16 protein-coding genes are annotated in these 17,381 nt (G+C 36.3%); 9 read left to right on the top strand and 7 right to left on the bottom strand.

Annotated features, from left to right (window positions below):
- The first annotated feature begins 27 nt into the window (after positions 1-27).
- Genes C0Z22_RS04005 through C0Z22_RS03995 form a run of 3 tightly spaced genes read left to right on the top strand, consistent with a single transcriptional unit; the run spans position 28 to position 2,837 of the window.
- Positions 28-690: a paraquat-inducible protein A gene (locus C0Z22_RS04005; protein WP_103217054.1), complete on the top strand. Its 663-nt coding sequence runs from the start codon at positions 28-30 to the stop codon at positions 688-690.
- Entirely contained in the window at positions 677-1,273 is a 597-nt protein-coding gene (locus tag C0Z22_RS04000) for a paraquat-inducible protein A (protein WP_158246804.1), read from the top strand. The genes C0Z22_RS04005 and C0Z22_RS04000 overlap by 14 nt, the downstream gene beginning before the upstream one ends.
- Entirely contained in the window at positions 1,266-2,837 is a 1,572-nt protein-coding gene (locus C0Z22_RS03995) for an intermembrane transport protein PqiB (protein ID WP_158246803.1), read from the top strand. The genes C0Z22_RS04000 and C0Z22_RS03995 overlap by 8 nt, the downstream gene beginning before the upstream one ends.
- Before the next feature lie 56 nt (positions 2,838-2,893).
- On the opposite strand, the gene C0Z22_RS03990 is transcribed toward C0Z22_RS03995, so the two are convergent.
- Positions 2,894-4,840 carry a sigma 54-interacting transcriptional regulator gene (locus tag C0Z22_RS03990; protein ID WP_103217051.1) on the bottom strand — a complete coding sequence of 649 codons (1,947 nt, stop codon included), beginning with the start codon at positions 4,838-4,840 and terminating at the stop codon, positions 2,894-2,896.
- A 229-nt stretch (positions 4,841-5,069) separates the two neighbouring features.
- Between C0Z22_RS03990 and C0Z22_RS03985 the strand changes: the two genes are divergently transcribed.
- The 3 genes from C0Z22_RS03985 to C0Z22_RS03975 are packed head-to-tail and all read left to right on the top strand — an operon-like array spanning position 5,070 to position 7,369.
- Positions 5,070-6,002 carry an adenosylmethionine decarboxylase gene (locus C0Z22_RS03985; protein ID WP_103217050.1) on the top strand — a complete coding sequence of 311 codons (933 nt, stop codon included), beginning with the start codon at positions 5,070-5,072 and terminating at the stop codon, positions 6,000-6,002.
- Between the two features lie 27 nt (positions 6,003-6,029).
- Complete coding sequence (gene speE, locus C0Z22_RS03980) at positions 6,030-6,896, top strand: polyamine aminopropyltransferase (protein WP_103217049.1); 867 nt, start codon at positions 6,030-6,032, stop codon at positions 6,894-6,896.
- 11 nt (positions 6,897-6,907) lie between these two features.
- Complete coding sequence (locus C0Z22_RS03975) at positions 6,908-7,369, top strand: EVE domain-containing protein (RefSeq protein ID WP_103217048.1); 462 nt, start codon at positions 6,908-6,910, stop codon at positions 7,367-7,369.
- Here C0Z22_RS03975 and C0Z22_RS03970 read toward each other — a convergent pair.
- The 5 genes from C0Z22_RS03970 to C0Z22_RS03950 all read right to left on the bottom strand — a co-directional run bounded on the left by C0Z22_RS03970 (position 7,366) and on the right by C0Z22_RS03950 (position 13,042).
- Complete coding sequence (locus C0Z22_RS03970) at positions 7,366-7,647, bottom strand: hypothetical protein (RefSeq protein ID WP_103217047.1); 282 nt, start codon at positions 7,645-7,647, stop codon at positions 7,366-7,368. The genes C0Z22_RS03975 and C0Z22_RS03970 overlap by 4 nt on opposite strands.
- Before the next feature lie 79 nt (positions 7,648-7,726).
- Positions 7,727-8,728 (bottom strand): hypothetical protein, encoded by a 1,002-nt coding sequence (locus C0Z22_RS03965; RefSeq protein WP_146037782.1) that lies wholly within the window; start codon positions 8,726-8,728, stop codon positions 7,727-7,729.
- Positions 8,729-8,936: 208 nt separating this feature from the next.
- Positions 8,937-10,850, bottom strand: a complete 1,914-nt coding sequence (speA, locus tag C0Z22_RS03960) for a biosynthetic arginine decarboxylase (protein WP_103217045.1) — start codon at positions 10,848-10,850, stop codon at positions 8,937-8,939.
- A gap of 21 nt (positions 10,851-10,871) precedes the next feature.
- The gene (speB, locus tag C0Z22_RS03955; RefSeq protein WP_199177519.1) at positions 10,872-11,786 is read right to left on the bottom strand and encodes an agmatinase; all 915 of its coding nucleotides are present in this window, start codon (positions 11,784-11,786) and stop codon (positions 10,872-10,874) included.
- A gap of 104 nt (positions 11,787-11,890) precedes the next feature.
- Complete coding sequence (locus C0Z22_RS03950; RefSeq protein WP_158246802.1) at positions 11,891-13,042, bottom strand: M14 family zinc carboxypeptidase; 1,152 nt, start codon at positions 13,040-13,042, stop codon at positions 11,891-11,893.
- 87 nt (positions 13,043-13,129) lie between these two features.
- On the opposite strand from C0Z22_RS03950, the gene C0Z22_RS03945 reads away from it, so the two are divergent.
- The 3 genes from C0Z22_RS03945 (at position 13,130) to bfr (ending at position 14,864) form a co-directional block, all read left to right on the top strand.
- A complete protein-coding gene (locus tag C0Z22_RS03945; protein ID WP_103217043.1) occupies positions 13,130-13,993 on the top strand; it encodes a RimK family alpha-L-glutamate ligase in 864 nt (287 codons plus the stop codon).
- 96 nt (positions 13,994-14,089) lie between these two features.
- Entirely contained in the window at positions 14,090-14,314 is a 225-nt protein-coding gene (locus C0Z22_RS03940) for a bacterioferritin-associated ferredoxin (RefSeq protein WP_103217042.1), read from the top strand.
- 67 nt (positions 14,315-14,381) lie between these two features.
- The gene (gene bfr, locus C0Z22_RS03935; RefSeq protein ID WP_103217041.1) at positions 14,382-14,864 is read left to right on the top strand and encodes a bacterioferritin; all 483 of its coding nucleotides are present in this window, start codon (positions 14,382-14,384) and stop codon (positions 14,862-14,864) included.
- Between the two features lie 55 nt (positions 14,865-14,919).
- On the opposite strand, the gene hemH is transcribed toward bfr, so the two are convergent.
- Complete coding sequence (gene hemH, locus C0Z22_RS03930; protein WP_103217040.1) at positions 14,920-17,352, bottom strand: ferrochelatase; 2,433 nt, start codon at positions 17,350-17,352, stop codon at positions 14,920-14,922.
- Positions 17,353-17,381: the final 29 nt, after the last annotated feature.

Here is a 17,381-nt window from a genome sequence, read left to right as displayed (position 1 = left end):
ATCAGTAATTTATGGCCTAATATTAGTATGGCCATAATTCTAGACGACACAGACAAAACGTCTCTTCCAATTGATGAGGAAACGCTAAAGGATAATTCAAAATTAATCCTCTGTCCTGACTGTGATGAACTTTATGAATTTGAATTAATCGCCCCGAGACAAAAGGCCGTTTGCCACTGTTGTGGCTACACTCTTTACCGCGGAGATAGCACGATTCGCATGGTAAGAGTTCTTACAATCTCAGGCCTTCTCTTATTTTATCCGGCATTCTTTCTACCAGTATTAAAAATTCATATGGCAGGTAGTAATTTAGAAACATCGACTTATCAGTCAGTCTTCGCATTTGCCACTAAAGCTTATTGGCCAATAGCAATCTCCGTGGTTCTCTTCGCTATCCTTATTCCACTCTTTAGACTACTTGTATATTTATCAATAATTTTTAAAAACAAATTTATTAATCGAAATATTGGTAGGCCTCTTTTGAAGTACCTTGCACCTTCACATGAGTGGTCTATGGTTGATGTTTACTTTATGGGGATTATTGTTACCGTATCCAAAATGGTCGACCGCTCAGATGTTGAGCTCACAATTGGGACTCTGAGCTTAATCCTCCTCATGGTTAATAACATTCTACTTCAATCGGTTACTCATTTTGATGAATTATGGAAGAGGCTTTATGAGAGGAATTGATCATCAAAAGGCCCTGTGCCCGAAGTGTCAGAAAGTAAATTCTATTCTTACATGTACACGATGTGGAGCAAAGATCGAGCTTCGAAACTATGATGGGATCTCACGTTGTAAGGCCTATTTAATTGCGGCCATCGCGCTTTATATTCCAGCGAATCTACTTCCCATGATGACCGTTCTTACATTTAACAGAGGTACACCAAGAACAATTCTTGGTGGTGTCATAAACTTAATCAATTTAAAAATGTATCCCATTGCCATGATTGTTTTTGCGGCAAGTATAATTGTCCCAATATTTAAAATCATTTCACTTTGGTATATCATTGATAATATAAATACTTTAGATGAGAGAAAAAAGAAGAAGTTAACAAAGTTATATCGAGTTGTTCATATCGTTGGAAAATGGTCTATGCTTGATATCTTTGTCATCGCCCTACTCGTTATTCTTGTTAATGTTGAATTCATTTCTCAAATAAAGGCAGAGCCCGCAGTGCTCTACTTTACAGCAGTTGTAATACTAACCATCCTGGCCTCAAACGAAGTGGACACTAGATTAATCTGGGATGATAAGGAAAGATATGAGTAATGCAAAACCTCAAGTTGTTAACAAAAAAGGAATAAATCCAATATGGTTTTTTCCTGTTGCTGCGGTTTCTATTGGAATCTGGCTTTTGTATACAAACTTAATGGCCCGTGGCTCATATATCACAATCAACTTCAGAAATGCTGATGGGATCATTCCAGGTAAAACGACAATTATCTATAAAGGAACAATTGTAGGACGTGTAAAAGATACGGAACTAAATGAAAACCTTACAAGTGTTGCCGTTCATGTTGAGATGAATCCACGCATGCGTGAGTATCTTTCAAAGGATACAAAGTTCTGGCTAGTAAGCCCAACGGTTAATCTTTCAGGTATCTCAGGCTTAAGCACAATTATTAGTGGTAAATTTATCAACATGCATCCAGCTAAAGGCAAGTTCATTAGAAGATTTGATGCCCTAAATGAAACACCAAGAAGTCTTAGAAAAGATGGTATCTATATCAAGCTAAACGCCGACAAACTTGGCCCTATCTCAATAGGCTCACCTATTTACTATAACAAGATTCAAGTTGGTGAAGTAACAGGCTATGATCTGGATATGGAAAGAGATGGTGTTGATATTACTGTTTTCATTGAAGATCGTTACCAAAATCTTATTCACTCAACATCTAGGTTTTACAATGTTAGCGGAATAAGTGTTGATGCTTCACTTGCTGGAGTAAAAGTTAGAACTGAATCCTTAGCTTCTCTTGTAAGAGGAGGAATTTCATTTGTTAATTTTGAAAGTGATGATGAAACAATCTTAAAAGAAAACTTCGAAAAGAGCTATAAACTCTACTCATCGTACGAAGAAACAATTCCAGGTAAAGAAATTTCAATAGAGTTCCCACTGGGAAGTGCTGTTTCAAAGATTAAAACACCTATTAAATTTAGAAGTATCATTATTGGTTATGTGACAGGCTCAAAAGTTGATCGTAATAAATCAACACTAACAGTACAGGCCAATATAAAGAAAGAGTTTGAAAAAGTTGTTGTTAAAGGTGCACAGTTTTGGGAAGTTAAACCAAAAATTTCTCTTAGTGGGATTGAGTCACTAGATGCACTTACAGGAAATTATATAGCTGTTGATATCAGTCGCTCAAGATATAGAAAGAGTAAAGAAACTGATAGATTTAAGGCCTTGAAACAAGCTCCACTCAAAGAAGTTCATAATAAATATGGACAAAGACTCAGCCTTTATAGTGATCGTCGAAACTCTCTAGCAAAAGGCCAAGGTGTTTATTATCGTGGCATTCAAGTGGGAGTTATTACAGACGTAAGACTTAATACACGCGCTAAGAATGTTATCGCAGACATCTTTGTGAATTCTCCATACCACAGACTTTTGAAAGAAGAGACAAAGTTTTGGAATGTAAGTGGAGTTGATGTTGAATTCGGATTATTTTCAGGCGCAAAGATCAGCACACAATCACTAGAAACGCTTTTATCGGGTGGAGTTGAGTTTGCAACCCCAGAGAAATTTTCACAGCGTAAAAAAGACTATTTTAGAATTCATAAAAAGGCCGATAAAGATTGGCTTGAATGGAAACCTATTATTGAACTATAAATTATAATAAAAAAGCCTCGCATTACGAGGCCTTTTTATTTCTACTATTACTAAGTTTAAGCAACTTTCTTTTCTTTCGTAATTTCTGCTGGACTCTCAAGAGCATCAAGTACTTCCTGAGAGAAAATTAGCTTCTTACGAAGTGCCTCTCTTGAAATTCCCATCTCTTTTGCGGCCTTAGATTTGTTACCAAAATTTCTCTTAATCTCATTAAGAATCATCTCACGCTCAACTAGTGCAAGACGATCTTTTAGAGGTAAAGTAAAATCCGTTACGTGATCAATTTGACCAAACTGTTTTTGCTTCATTGAGATATCAACTAAAGGTGATACACCATCATTGATTTCAATATCAGAGATAATATGTGATTTCGGATGATATAGCACAGCTCTTTCAATACATTTTTTTAGCTCGTAAACATTTCCTGGCCAGTCGTACTGAAGAATTTGCTCCATAACCTTCTTAGAGAAGCTCTTAAGAAGTAGGCCTTGTCTCTTGCACTCAACTTTTAAGAAATACTCAACAAGCATTTCAATATCATCTTCACGACGTCTTAGTGGGTCAATATTAATTTGCGCTTGTGATAAGAATTCAAAAAGATCACGGTGAAATAAACCTTCATCTGTTAGAATTCCTAAATCCTTAATAGAAGTTGCCATAATTCGACAATCAATACTTACGATACCACCAGGAGTTCCTCTATTTGAAATAACATCAAAAAGCCTCTCTTGCCATTCGTAAGATAGGTTCTCAATGTGATTAAGAACTACTGTTCCACCTTGAGTCTTTGAAAAAACGCATTTTTCTTCATCAGGACCAAATAGCTGGGCCTCTAATTTTTGCATATCTTGTAATTTACAATTTACTGTATTAACTTCATGCAGACCGCGCTTACCTTCAAAGTGTAAAACAGTTGCATAAAGATTTTTACCAACACCTTTCTCTCCAGTGATTAATACAGGACTATCTAGATCTTTAAGTTTTGAGATTGAATTTCTCATCGACTTAACACCAGCTGTGTTTCCAATAATTGCATACTGACGATCATACGGAGCTGAGAACCTACGAATTTTAGAATTATTCGAAATCGGGTTAAAGCTATGAAATACTGAAGAGAAAACAAGGGCGAGAACCTTCATTGTTTTTTCATCTTCAATTGTAAAACGGTCTTCGTTACGTTTATTAATTACTTCAATGACACCAATAATTTTGTCTTCGCGGTTATGAATTGGATAACAGATAATCGACTTTGTCGTAAATCCATTTTGCTCATCAAAAGCATTATTAAAACGTGACTCATCACTTTCCGTACAAATATTTAGCGCAACACCTGTTGTAAAAACAGATCCAGCAACACCTAGACGGTAATCAAACTTTAAACCAGTCTTATCAAGCCCTAACGCTGCAATGGCCTCAAGCTCATTTGTATCTGGATTAATTAGAAAGATTGAAGAACGTTGTGCATTTAAAATGCGGATAACTTCTTCAAGCATAGTATCAAGAAACCCTTCTTTGTCACCAAAGTGAGTGATGTCTTTAAATAGAGAAAGTAAAAGAGAGAACATTTCAAATCCTTCATTAGGATCTGTGTAGCGCTCTTTTAATGCTGATTGAATTAAACAGTCTTTAAGTCTTTCTGAAGAGAAGCTCATGATATAGCTTTCGAGGAATTTATTAATTCCCTTTTCAACATCTAACTCAACACCGTAGATAATTTCTTCGTCTTCTAATACATTCGAGAAAGCGCGAACAACTCGCCCCGTAAGATCAAGATGCTTTTTCTTAAATTGCAAAGAAACTTCAAGCTCCGTTCCTACAGATATTCTCTCATGAGTTTTAAAGCCAAAACCTGTTATTGAAATATCAACAAGCTTTGCATCATCGATATATTCTAGATGTCCTACTTCATCTTCTTTTTGAATAAGAAAACGTAGGTTATCTGCTTCCTCTACAGGTATTCTGAAAGACTGAAAGAACTTAAATTCTGAAAAACTGGCGAGCATGATAATCCCCTCATTAATGCTATACAGTTATTAATCGGTAAAATTTGGTTAAAACTTTAGGCTGTTGCCCAAAATTATTGGCTATAAAATCTATATGATTGGCCGCATTTGCTCCTTATTACTTGCCTGATGGGCCCACAAGCAATAAGATGTGATATTAAAATTAGTTGTAATATTGAGTACTTGCGTAAAGTAAGCAGGTATAAATGCATTTAAAATTGGATGAATTATGATTTTTGAAGGTTCAGAAAAGAAGGCCGAAATTATCGTTAAAGATGGCCTTAACTTACTAGAAATCCCTGATACATTTTGGGCCCAGCTAGTTGAAAAAGCGAAAGCGACAATCCTATCTAGTGTAAAGAATGACAAACTGAAAGCTTTCCTACTTTCAGAATCTTCCCTATTTGTTTGGGAAGATCGTATGCTTATCATCACTTGTGGACAAACGACATTGATTCAGGCCATTGATTTCTTCACAAGCGAATATGGCAAGGATTCAATTAAACAACTTATATTTCAAAGAAAGAATGAGTACTTCTCACATATGCAGCACTCAACTTTTATGGATGATATAAAATTATTAGAAAATAAATTTAATGGAACAGCGCTTCGTTTTGGAAATATCGACGACCATCACAATTATATTTATTTCCTAGATCAAGAATACACTCCTTCAGCAGATGATCATACTTATGAGCTTCTAATGTATGAGATTTCTTGTGAAGCAAGAAAACTTCTTACAGATGAGAATGTGACAAAAAATCAAATTAGAGACTTATTAAAGCTTGATAAGATTCTTCCGGGATTTGAACTAGATGATTTTGTTTTCAATCCTTACGGATATTCTTTAAATGCGATTAAAGATGATAACTACTTCACTTGCCATATTACTCCGCAAGAAGAGTGCCCATATATTAGTTTTGAAACTGATATTGATATGAAAGAAATTGCAAGTGTTCTAATCGATGCCATGGAACCAATTTCTTATGACTTCATCGAGTTCTGCCCTAATCAAGACGGGACTTGTGGTTTAAATGTTAACCCAGGTGAATACAAGGCAAAGACGCAAGTTGAAAGCTTCTTAAAATGTGGATACATCATGTACTTTTCTCATTTTTACAAGCTACGTACAAACCGCTTAAAACCTTACAAATTACTTTAATTAATTTAAATATTTTAGGAGACAACTATGCACAGTAACCTATGGATTGAAGAAAGATATAAAGATTTTTACGGAATGAGATATAAAGTAGAGAACGTTCTTTACTCGAAAAAAACAGAATTCCAAACAGTAGACGTTGTTGAAACAAAAGGGCATGGAAAAATGCTTCTTAACGACGGTCTAGTAATGGTAACGGAAAGAGATGAAATCGCTTATCACGACATGATTTCTCACGTTCCATTATTTGTTCACCCTAATCCAAAAAACGTTCTCGTTATCGGTGGTGGTGACGGTGGTACAGCAAGAGAAGTTCTTCGCCACGCTTCTGTTGAGAAGTGTACAATGGTTGAAATTGATGGCGCCGTATGTGAAGCATGTATGGAATTCATTCCACAAACTGCTGAAGTACTTAAAGGCCATCCAAAATTAGACCTTATCATCGGTGACGGTGTTAAATTTGTACAAGAAACTACTGAAAAGTTTGATGTTATCATCATCGACTCTACTGATCCAATCGGTCCAGCGGCCCCTCTATTTGGTCCAGAATTTTACACAAACGTAAATAAGTGTCTTGCAGATAATGGTATCGTTGTTTCACAAGGTGAATCACCTTGGTTTGAAGCAGAGATTCAAAAGAGTATGCTTGGTGTTTTAAATGATATTTTCAAAAATACATTTATCTATAACTTCTCTAACCTAACTTACCCTGGTGGACTGTGGTCATTTACTTTTGCAACTAAAGGCGACACTCACCCAATTAATGACTTTAGAGAAGAAGCAGTAGCAGAATCTGGACTTGAGTTCTCTTACTACAATGCAGGACTTCATAAGGCAGCTTTCTATCTGCCAACATTTATGAAGAAGAATCTTGAAGGTTTAATCCAAAACCCATAAGGACTTAGTTCATGCAGTACTGGCTCTTTAAAAGCGAACCTGATGCTTTCTCAATTGATGACCTTGCAAGAAGACCGAAACAAACGGAGTCTTGGGATGGTGTGAGAAATTATCAGGCACGTAACTTCATGAGAGATGAAATGAAGCTTGGAGACAAGGTCTTCTTCTATCACTCAAGTTGTAAGGAGCCAGCAATTGTGGGACTTGCTGAAGTTGTCAAAGAGTCTCATCCAGATAAAACTCAATTCGATGAAAAATCAAAGTACTTTGACCCTAAGGCCACGACTGATAATCCTCGTTGGTTTCTTGTGGATGTAAAATTTGTCGAAAAATTTTCAAAAGCACTAACCCTTAAAGAGATGAAAGCAGATCCTCGCTACGATGAGATGCCTCTTGTAAAGAAGGGTTCTCGCCTTTCAATCATGCCTATTCCCAAACAAATTGCGAGCACTATTTTAAAAGATATTTCTTAGAAAATTTTAAAGACTAGAGTTTGTAAAAACTCTCTTCCAAAGGTTGTATAACTAAGGAATAAAGTCACAAATGACAAGATAAGCCCTATTGTAAAAAAACTAAGAATAACAATTCCTGTTCGTCCAATAAGAGCTTTAATAGGTTGTTTATAATAGAGAGAAAGATGTGAGAGGTCGTTATGGCCATGAACACCACCAAATTTATACTCCTGCACACTTGATTCTTGTGTACTATCGGCAGCACTTAGATCGACATTTGATAGGTCCTGAATTGGCATTTCCCGTTACTCCTCACATCAGCTTTGTCGCTGACATGAGAAGTATCGGTAAAAAGATTAAAATATTTTAATATATGAATTATTGAATTATTTGAGAATCTAAATTTTGAGCGTTAGTAGCTGAAATCATTGTATTTTCTTTTACGATTTCAGAGTCTGCATCAACGTCTTCATCGTCTAGAAAGTCAGAAAGAGAATTCTCCTCACTGCCAATAGTTTCTTCAACTAAATCCATTTTAGTTGCAATAATTTCGCTAGCGGCCTCGATTTGTCCTCTTACTTCTTCTATTTCACAAGCAATGTCTTGCTTTGAATCTAGGAAAGAGTCCATTTCATCACGACATTTAGAAAGCTTCTCAATAAGCTCATCTTGATTTCCACGATATGTCTCTTCTAGGTTTGAAAGTAGGCCAATAACATTATTGAAGAATTTAGCAAGATTGCGACTTAGTCCTTCAAGTTCGCTACTACTTTGAGTCATTTCTGAGTCATTTAGAAGACTTGCTTGAACATCAACGCGAAAGCTAAGTGTTTTAAGTTGAAAGATGATATCTTTCATATCTTGGAATTCACTCATGAACTTTTCAAATGTTTCCTTGAACTTCACATCCCCTTGCTCTGCTTGAAGTTGTGCATCTTTTTGCTTTGGTAGCTCTTTAATGAACTCAAGACCTTTCTCTCTTAACTCATTAACTGCATCAACGATTGATTCCATACCCTTATGGCCATCATTAACAACAAGCAGCTGGTCCTTGATATCTTCCATTGTATTTTGAAGTTCAATCGTCATTAGTTCATATTCAGAGATTTGTTCTTTTTGACCAGAAACAATATCCATTTCCTGAGAAAGTTTAATCTGAAGAGACTTCTTACTATCTTTCAAATCCTTGATATCATTTTTTAGTCGATCAACTTCTAAACGAAGTAACTCTGAATCATTAAAGAGTCTTACTTTTGCGTAATACTCTTTGATCATTGGAATCATAGCAAAGATAGCAAAAGCAATGGCAGCAACCATGAAGATTAAGTTATATAAGCTTCTTGTGATGAGCCAATTGTAAATTAATACACCATGTGTCATTAAAGACAGTGTACATATAATGAAATAATTAGTTTTAGATGTTGGTGATTTAGCTGTTTTGGTTGAATTCTTTTCAAATTTTAAAGACATGTTATCGATCCCTGACAAACTTTCTTTTAATAATACAATAATTATCAAACACTAAAGTAAGTAAGTCAATTATCAGGGACCGATAATTTTACAATGTAACTAATAAGTTACGGCCGTTTTATTTAAGATAAGTGTAACTCTTAAGGCAATCCTCATAGAAGTCTACAAGTGATACACCATCACGTGGACGAATGCGGCCACGAGAAACTTGGCGATCGATATAACGCTTAACCTTAAATGCCATAAACTCTGGGTTATATTGCATTGTTGAAAGAACCTGACGAGCAGAGTTTCCTTCAACTGTTTCTTCGATATAGAATCCTTTTGGATCATCGCTATCTGCATAAACGTGAACTTCATTTACACGCCCAAATAAGTTGTGCATATCACCCATTACATCTTGGTAAGCACCTGTTAGGAAGATTCCAATACGGTACTCCTCACCTTCAGTTAGTTGATGTACAGCAATTGTTTTCTTAAACCCTTCATCTGGGTCATAGAAGCGATCAATCTTACCATCACTATCACAAGTAATATCAGCAAGTGTTGATCTCTTACCAGGCTTTTCATTTAAGCGAGTCAATGGAACAACAGGTAGCACTTGCTCAATTGCCCAACTATCACATGCAGATTGGAAAACTGAAAAGTTACAAAGGTATTGGCCACTTAAAGTATTTTCTAAATCTTCCATTAGCTCTGATTGAAAATCTTCTTCTGGAACTAATGTACTAATTTCCTTTAAGATGCGAAGGTGCATTGTCTCAATTTTTGCACGCTCTTCAAGCTCTAGAATACCAAGTTTGAATGCATGAATTGAATCCGACTTAATCTTCATTGCATCGTTATATGCTTCTTGCCAATTTTTAGTCTTTGCAAGAACTTCACCAACTTGTCTCATTTCTGTAACAAGATTATGCTCACCAGTTTCTTGCTTAGTTGAAAACTCAATTTTTGTATTATCGATTTCACCGATAATATTAGTGATAACACAACTGTGGTGTGCAGTAATTGCACGGCCACTCTCAGTAATAATATGTGGATGCTCAACACCCTCAAGATCACAAACAGACTTTAGTCCATAAACGATATCAGTAATATAATCAGTGATTGAATAGTTAATTGATGAATCATTTGTCGAGTTTGTTCCATCGTAATCAACACCAAGTCCACCTCCAACATCAAAGTACTGCAGAGGAGCTCCAATCTTTTGCATCTTACAATAGATGCGAGAACCCTCTTCAATTGCTTCTTTAATCGAGCGAATATCAGTGATTTGAGATCCAATATGGAAGTGGAAAAGTTTTAGCATATCAAGACGATCATGCTTTTTTAAATATTCAATAGCTAAGATAATTTCAGAAGTCGTTAAACCAAATTTGGCCTTATCGCCTCCACTTGATTCCCATTTACCACGGCCTTTTACAGACATGCGTCCACGAATACCAATAAATGGAATTACTCCATGCTCCTTGCCTAACTCTACAAGCATACGAAGTTCAGAGAATTTTTCAATAACAACAAAAACCTTGCGTCCTAGTTTTGCACCAAGAATAGCAAGTTTTAGATAATCACGATCCTTGTAACCGTTAAGTACAGTAAGAGAATCAGCATTATTATTATATGCAAGTGCAGATAAAAGCTCAGGCTTTGAACCAGCTTCTAGTCCATAATTATAACGAGAGCCTGCATCAACGATTTCTTCTACAACTTCTCTCATTTGGTTTACCTTAACAGGATAAACACCAAAGAATTTTCCGCGGTAATCTTCATCATCAATTACCTTTTGAAAGGTATTATTTAAAAGCTTAACTTGTGAGCGTAAAATATCATGGAAACGAATTACTAGTGGTAATTGAATTCCTTGTTCTTTAGCTTCTTCAATAACGTCATTAATAACAATTCCAACATTCTTATTTGGATTTGGAGTTGCTTTAAGTTGTCCGTTTTCTTCAATTTTAAAATAACCGTTACTCCACTTACTTACGTTGTAGAGGCGATCAGAATCTTGAATTGTCCAAGTCTCATTTGTCATTACTTAAATTTCCTTTTCTTATTAAGACTTCGTTTTACTAGTCAGTAGTAGGATCATCTCTCTTACAACTTTCGCAGCAAAAACAGAACTATTCCCAGAAGAGTCAATCTCAGGGGCAAGCTCAACAATATCACAACCTACTATATTCTTTTCTAGTAGGATTTTAACAAAACTGATGAATGAATGGAAATCCTCTCCACCAGGCTCAGGTGTTCCTGTTCCCGGAAAGAAACTTGGATCAAAATAATCAAGATCCAGAGTTAAATAAACAGGACGATCTGCAGGAATCGCACGAACTCGGTCTAAGAACTCTGCGCGAGACTTTGCAATTGTTCCATGCTCATTCATATAATCATATTCTTCTTTCGTTCCAGAGCGAATCCCATATTGAATGAGGTTATGCTTTGGACCAAAGTGATCAAGACTTCTTTTAATAATTGAAGCATGTGAGTAATGGTAGCCTAAATAACCATCACGAAGATCTGCATGCGCATCAAGATGAATAAGCATTAGATCGTCAAAATCATGAAGGTACTTTTTAATTGGTGCATAAGAAATTGAATGTTCTCCACCAAGAGTCATAATCTTAATATCATTTTCTTTTAAATTAATATGGTCGAAGTTTTTTTCGAAACAAGCAGTTGCAACTTTCCAACTCTCTTCTTGCTGATCAGCAACAGGAAGATTTCCAAGATCATAGAAAGTGCAATCTTCAGTCGAAAGATCGAGATATGGTGAATACGTTTCAATACCGTCCGAGACTTCTCTTAAGGCATCTGGCCCAAGGCGTGTTCCTTTTCTAAAACAGGCCGTTCCATCAAAACCAAAACCAACAAGGTTGACGCTGTGAGGCCTAACTTCGTCAGTAACAATTGCCATATCATAAGGGGTACTTGGAGCCTCTAGGCCCGCTAATTTCCATAAGTTCTTTTCCATAGGCTACTAATAAATCCTAATGGAATTTCAGTCAATTTAAATTGATATGAAAGTGTAAAAAAGTGGCCCCTAAAGGCCCATTAAGTAACTAAAATGACTAAACTTTAATCAATTCGGTTCTTTCTGGCCGTAACGTCCGATCGAGTCATTGGAGCATGGAAAACAGCGAAGTCAATTGACTCACGAAACATCTTCCAATACTTCTTATGATTGCGGTTATCACTTGAAGGAAGTTCAAGTGTGTAAGTAGGAATCTTTCTCTCATTTCCAGCGTAATTCCCTAAGCTTCCAGGAAAGAAAGGATAATTTTTTACGCGGTAACCATTGGCCTTTTCACTCATTGTATTTAGAAGCTCTTCTGCCTTTAGAGCAAGGCCATCTTCTTCATGAATATGATTTGAAACAACCGGTCCATCATAGTCGAGAATAGTTAGAGGTGCGTGAACAGTAATGATCTTATTTGGGTTATAACGAGCAATAATATTTACTTGGAATATTGTTTCCTGCTCAGAATTTGCCACCTTACCAGGGAACCTTCTTTTAGCAGCTCCGTAGCGAGTTTTCCAAAGATGAAGGGCCTTATTCTCCCAATCTTTAGTTGGAAAATTTCTGTTAGGATCAATGCCACGAGAATTTGTTCGAGTTGGTCTTTTCTTAAAGAATGAATCAGGAGAAACAATTGGAACAACTGCCACAAGATTATCCTTAAGCTTTTTTTGACCTTCAATTGTCGCTACTTCGTGATAGAGATGGTGAAGGATATCAAAGCAGAATTTAATTGGAGTGATTTCATCACCATGCACACCACATAGAACTAAAGTCATATTCTTAGGTTCTTGCTTGTGTTCTTCTTCATCACCAAAAACAGTCCACATAATAGGACGGCCCTGATGAGTATCTCTTACATGAATCCATTTATATGAATCACAATGAGACTTACCCCAACCATATTTTTTAAACTTGTCATCAATATCGCCACAAAAAGACTCAACGCGCTTTGTATTCTTTACTGCAGAAAATTCATTCTTATGTGAGTGGTCAGTAAAATTGAACTTATCACTTTTAACATCATTTTTCGGGTGCTCGATTTTCTTTCTGGCCACTTCCCCCTGATGATCACTATGCTCAGCACTATTGGTAACGACAACTTCCTTATTGAGTTGGCCATTTTCAATAACCTCAACACCAGAGCAAGAAAGTAAAAAGATAATTAATGAGAATAAAATTGTGTAATTAAATTTTGATAATCGATTCATAGCTACCATTAAGGCCAAATTAGTATAGTGTTATAATATCATATATAATTTATAGATATTCAATATTTTAGTGAGATATTACGCAATATGGAAAGTCTAAACTTACTCATCTTAACAACGAACCCAAAGCTTTATGCTTGTGTTCAACTCGAAGCAGCGATCACAGAAGCAACTCATTCGTGCCGATTCAGTGATCCTTACTCCGTAAGTTATGAAGAGTTGGCCTGGGCCGATCTCGTGATTAATCGTAACACGGGACTAAGCTATAATGATGATGACCTTGAAAAATTGGCCACACTTAGCAATAAAAAAGTCATCAACCCTATCACTTGTTCACGAATCCTTAGAGATAAGTATAAACAATGGCCGTTTTTTAAGGAAGTTCTAGCGCCTTCACAGTTAATACAAACCTATTCACTGCAACAAGGGCCTCATTATTGTGACACGCAATCGAAGTGGATTATTAAAACGACTAGAGGCCTACAGGCAAAGGGAGTTTTCCCTTCAACAGATATTCTAAAAGATCGACAAGAGTTACTGCGTAAGGGAGATCTAAATTATATTATCCAGCCTTATATTGAGTTGTGTGCAGAATGGCGCGTGCTGCTTTTTAAAAATATTCATTCTAAAAGAATTCAAAAGCTCGTTATAAAGAAGACGCCTAAGGCAAGTGAAGAAGCATTTCACATTCTAAACTTTGCCGCTAGTAACACAATTCTAGTTAACGAAGAGAATGTCCCAATTAAGGTTTTAGAATTGGCCACGAGCGTTTCAAACGCCTTAGATTTCTACTTCATCAGCATTGATATTCTTGAGACCATAGATGGCCAATATAAGCTTGTTGAAGTGAACGGATGCCCCGGAATGAGTCACAGCGATGAGCTACTATTATCTTCCCAATACCGTTCAACGATGGCCCAATACTTCGTTGAAAAAGTCATAAACTACTGAAATTATATTAGACCCTCCAAATTTCTATATCATTCTTCAATTTTTTGTTTGATTAACAAAACTTTTGACGATAAGATCAAATGAGGAGACAAGTAAATGTATATTTGTATTTGTAACGCCATTACACAAGATATGCTCGATAATGCGATAAAGCAGGGACAAACAGAGAAAGAGGTAATCAACAGCCTTGGAATCGGTAACTCATGCGGTGTTTGCTTATTAGAACAAGTCTCTGCCGGTCTTGCTAAGAAGAACCTCAAATCGAATCAAAATGAGCAAGGCAATGAGGTTAAGAATAACTTAACTCCAGTCAAAAAATAAAATCCTTGAAACACATCCCAATCTTCTATAGCATTAATCCATAGTAAATTAATGAAAGGGATTAATCATGAAAGGTGATCAAGACGTAATCAAAGCATTAAATAATGTTCTTACAAAAGAATTAACGGCCATTAATCAGTATTTTCTTCATGCAAGAATGCTTGAAGACTGGGGACTCGATAAGATTGGCCATCTTGAATACAAAGCAAGTATCGATGAGATGAAATATGCTGATGAAGTAATTAAGAGAATTCTATTCTTAGAGGGACTTCCTAATCTTCAAAAGCTTGAAAGAATTAGAATCGGTCAAAATGTAAAAGAGATCATCGAAGCTGATCTTGAAACAGAAGCTGAAACTGTACCATTACTTAAAGAAGCAATTGAACTTTGTGAAAAGAAGCAAGATTATGTTTCTCGCGATCTTCTTTCAAAGATTCTTGACTCTGAAGAAGAGCACGTGGATTGGTTAGAGACTCAACTATCTTTAATTGAAAAAGTTGGTATCGAAAATTACATGCAATCGCAAATTGAAATGAAAACGGGACACTAGTCCAAAATGATAAAAGCCTCGCAAAGCGAGGCTTTTCTTTTATCTGTATGGCAGACTATTCGTTTGTTTCTTGTGGACTTGGAAGTCTTGCAATCATAAGAATTGGAATAATCAAAAAGATACTTCCAAGATAGTAAGGTGCTGCCGAACTATAGCGCCAGTAAACAAGAGAGGCAACAATTGGCCCAATCACTCTTGCTAATGCTCCAAGCGATCTAAAAACACCAATAACATGTCCCTGACTCTGTGCCGGAGAATACATTGAAACAAGCGAAGTTAGACAAGGGATAACTAAAGATGACCCCACTGCTAAGAAAAATAAACCTGCGTAAACTAACCAAGAAGATTGTGCAAATCCAATAAGAATAAGACCCGGGATAATTGTCACAAGGCCTTGAAGTGCCATACGCTTCTCACCTACAGTATGTGCCTTACGGCGAACATAACCACCTTGAACAAGAGCTAAGATTAAACCAATAAAGATAAACATATAAGCATTATCCATTGATGAGTAACTTAGTCTTTCTGCTGCAAGGAAAGTTAATGTAAACTCCATCCCACTAAATGCTAGTAAGAATAAGAAGTAACCAAAGTTTGTAAGGTTAACACCTTTGTACGGAAGAGGCTTAAAAAGAGTAATTGGGTTAGCACTTCTTTCACTTTCATGTTTTCCGCGCTTCGCTTCAGGAAGTGTTTCATCAAACTTATTAAATAAATTAATTAAGTTAAATAACGAAAGAACACCAGCGACAATTGCGGCCATTGAAAAAGGATTTACACCATAGTCAGCAAGAACTGGATAAAACTTTGTTAGATCAAATAGAGAAAGAATTCCACCCATTGCTGGCCCAATAATAAAACCTAGGGCAAAGGCAATACCGATTGTTGCCATTCCTTTAGAGCGGTTCTTATTAGTTGTCACATCGGCCACAACAGCAGTTGCTGTTGAGATATTTCCACCCATGATCCCACCAATGAATCTTGCAATAATTAGGATTGTAAAATTACCAGCAACGGCCCACAGGACATAACTAATAAACAGTCCAAAGACTGAAACTAAAAGAACAGGCTTTCTTCCAATTCGATCTGAAATTGTTCCCCAGATAGGTGCGGCAACAAATTGTAGAAGTGAATAGAGTGCTCCAAGCGCACCACCAAAAAGAACGATGGCCGAGAAGTTACTTGCTCCCCCTGCTTGAGTTAACGTATCAATTGAACCAAAAATTGCTTTTAAGAAAACGTTATCTGCATCAACTGTTAAGTAATATTTTGCAAGTGCTGGAAATAGAGGGAAGATAATTGAAAATCCCACAAGGTCTAAGAATAGTGTTAAAAAGACGATCTTAAGCGACTTCTTAGCATTATCACTTAATGGTTCAGATTCCATTGTTTGCTTTGGCATTTCCATGTATTTTTCCTCTTCTAATTGGTACTCTATTTTTTCAACATCTTTTGGATTCTCACAAAGTGTTTCAACGTAATTAGCAAAACCTTTTGCCCAATTTTCATCATCATTTAAACACTCAATTGCGTGAATGTGAGTCCCATATTCTTCAACTTCTTCTTGTAACTCAGTTCCAATTTCGTCAATCGTTTCTAAACAATCTGCAACGAATGCCGGACAATAAACAGCGATATTCTTTGCCCCTGCTTTTGCAAGATTGGCCGTATACTCATCTGTATAAGGAGTAAGCCACTCTTCACTTCCAAAGCGAGATTGGTAAGTCATATGAATTTTATCTGCTTCAATCCCTACAACCCCTTGCTTGATCAACTCGAAAGTTTCAAAACAGTGTTGATAATAAGGATCTTTCTTATAGATCACTCTCCTCTTTGGAATCCCATGAAAAGAGATAACTAATTCATCAATACTTTCATTTGCCAACTTCTCATTAATCTTGGCAATTGAGTTATCAATAAAAGCGTGCAGGCGATGAAAATTTGTGATGACTTCAAAGTTTGGAATTCTAACTTTTGTTTCTAAAAGTTTTCCAAAGAAATCAATTCCACTAGCAATCGTTGATTCTGAATATTGTGGAAACATTGGAATCACAATAAGCTTCTGAGCAGGATCTCTTCTTTCATCAAGTTCCGCTTCCCACTTAGCATAGACGTCTGCAACCTTAGGCTCACAAAGCAAGAAAGCGTGCTCAACTTCAATATGTTCAGGAGTAAGCTCATTTACTCGATGAGTGAATTCGCGTGTAATTCTTGTGAGAGGAAATTCACTTCCTTCCCAAATTCTTTTATATAGTGCTGCTGACCTCTTTGGCCTAAATGGTAGAACAAAGAGATTTAAAATGATTTTCCAAAGTCTTGGATCAATGTCCACAACACGTGGATCGGCCAAGAAATCTTTTAAATATTTACGTACATCTGAAGTTGATGGAGACTTAGGAGAGCCAAGCTGAACAAGAACAACTTTAGTGACCTTGTGCTCACCTTTTTTACCAACTGGAAATGTTAAATGATCATGACGCATTGCCATTGTTCCTTGATAGTGTTAAATTAAGTAAA

Origin of the sequence: Halobacteriovorax sp. DA5 (genome assembly GCF_002903145.1) — a bacterium.
Taxonomy (GTDB): Bacteria; Bdellovibrionota; Bacteriovoracia; order Bacteriovoracales; family Bacteriovoracaceae; genus Halobacteriovorax_A.
This window is presented reverse-complemented; position numbering and strand designations above follow the sequence as displayed.

Coding starts and splice junctions, on each gene's coding strand:
- C0Z22_RS03950 (WP_158246802.1), bottom strand. CDS start 13,042: ATGAATCGATTATCAAAATTTAATTACACAATTTTATTCTCATTAATT.
- C0Z22_RS04005 (WP_103217054.1), top strand. CDS start 28: ATGGCCATAATTCTAGACGACACAGACAAAACGTCTCTTCCAATTGAT.
- speE (WP_103217049.1), top strand. CDS start 6,030: ATGCACAGTAACCTATGGATTGAAGAAAGATATAAAGATTTTTACGGA.
- C0Z22_RS04000 (WP_158246804.1), top strand. CDS start 677: ATGAGAGGAATTGATCATCAAAAGGCCCTGTGCCCGAAGTGTCAGAAA.
- bfr (WP_103217041.1), top strand. CDS start 14,382: ATGAAAGGTGATCAAGACGTAATCAAAGCATTAAATAATGTTCTTACA.
- C0Z22_RS03945 (WP_103217043.1), top strand. CDS start 13,130: ATGGAAAGTCTAAACTTACTCATCTTAACAACGAACCCAAAGCTTTAT.
- C0Z22_RS03990 (WP_103217051.1), bottom strand. CDS start 4,840: ATGCTCGCCAGTTTTTCAGAATTTAAGTTCTTTCAGTCTTTCAGAATA.
- speA (WP_103217045.1), bottom strand. CDS start 10,850: ATGACAAATGAGACTTGGACAATTCAAGATTCTGATCGCCTCTACAAC.
- C0Z22_RS03970 (WP_103217047.1), bottom strand. CDS start 7,647: ATGCCAATTCAGGACCTATCAAATGTCGATCTAAGTGCTGCCGATAGT.
- C0Z22_RS03965 (WP_146037782.1), bottom strand. CDS start 8,728: ATGACACATGGTGTATTAATTTACAATTGGCTCATCACAAGAAGCTTA.
- C0Z22_RS03940 (WP_103217042.1), top strand. CDS start 14,090: ATGTATATTTGTATTTGTAACGCCATTACACAAGATATGCTCGATAAT.
- hemH (WP_103217040.1), bottom strand. CDS start 17,352: ATGGCAATGCGTCATGATCATTTAACATTTCCAGTTGGTAAAAAAGGT.
- C0Z22_RS03975 (WP_103217048.1), top strand. CDS start 6,908: ATGCAGTACTGGCTCTTTAAAAGCGAACCTGATGCTTTCTCAATTGAT.
- C0Z22_RS03995 (WP_158246803.1), top strand. CDS start 1,266: ATGAGTAATGCAAAACCTCAAGTTGTTAACAAAAAAGGAATAAATCCA.
- speB (WP_199177519.1), bottom strand. CDS start 11,786: ATGGAAAAGAACTTATGGAAATTAGCGGGCCTAGAGGCTCCAAGTACC.
- C0Z22_RS03985 (WP_103217050.1), top strand. CDS start 5,070: ATGATTTTTGAAGGTTCAGAAAAGAAGGCCGAAATTATCGTTAAAGAT.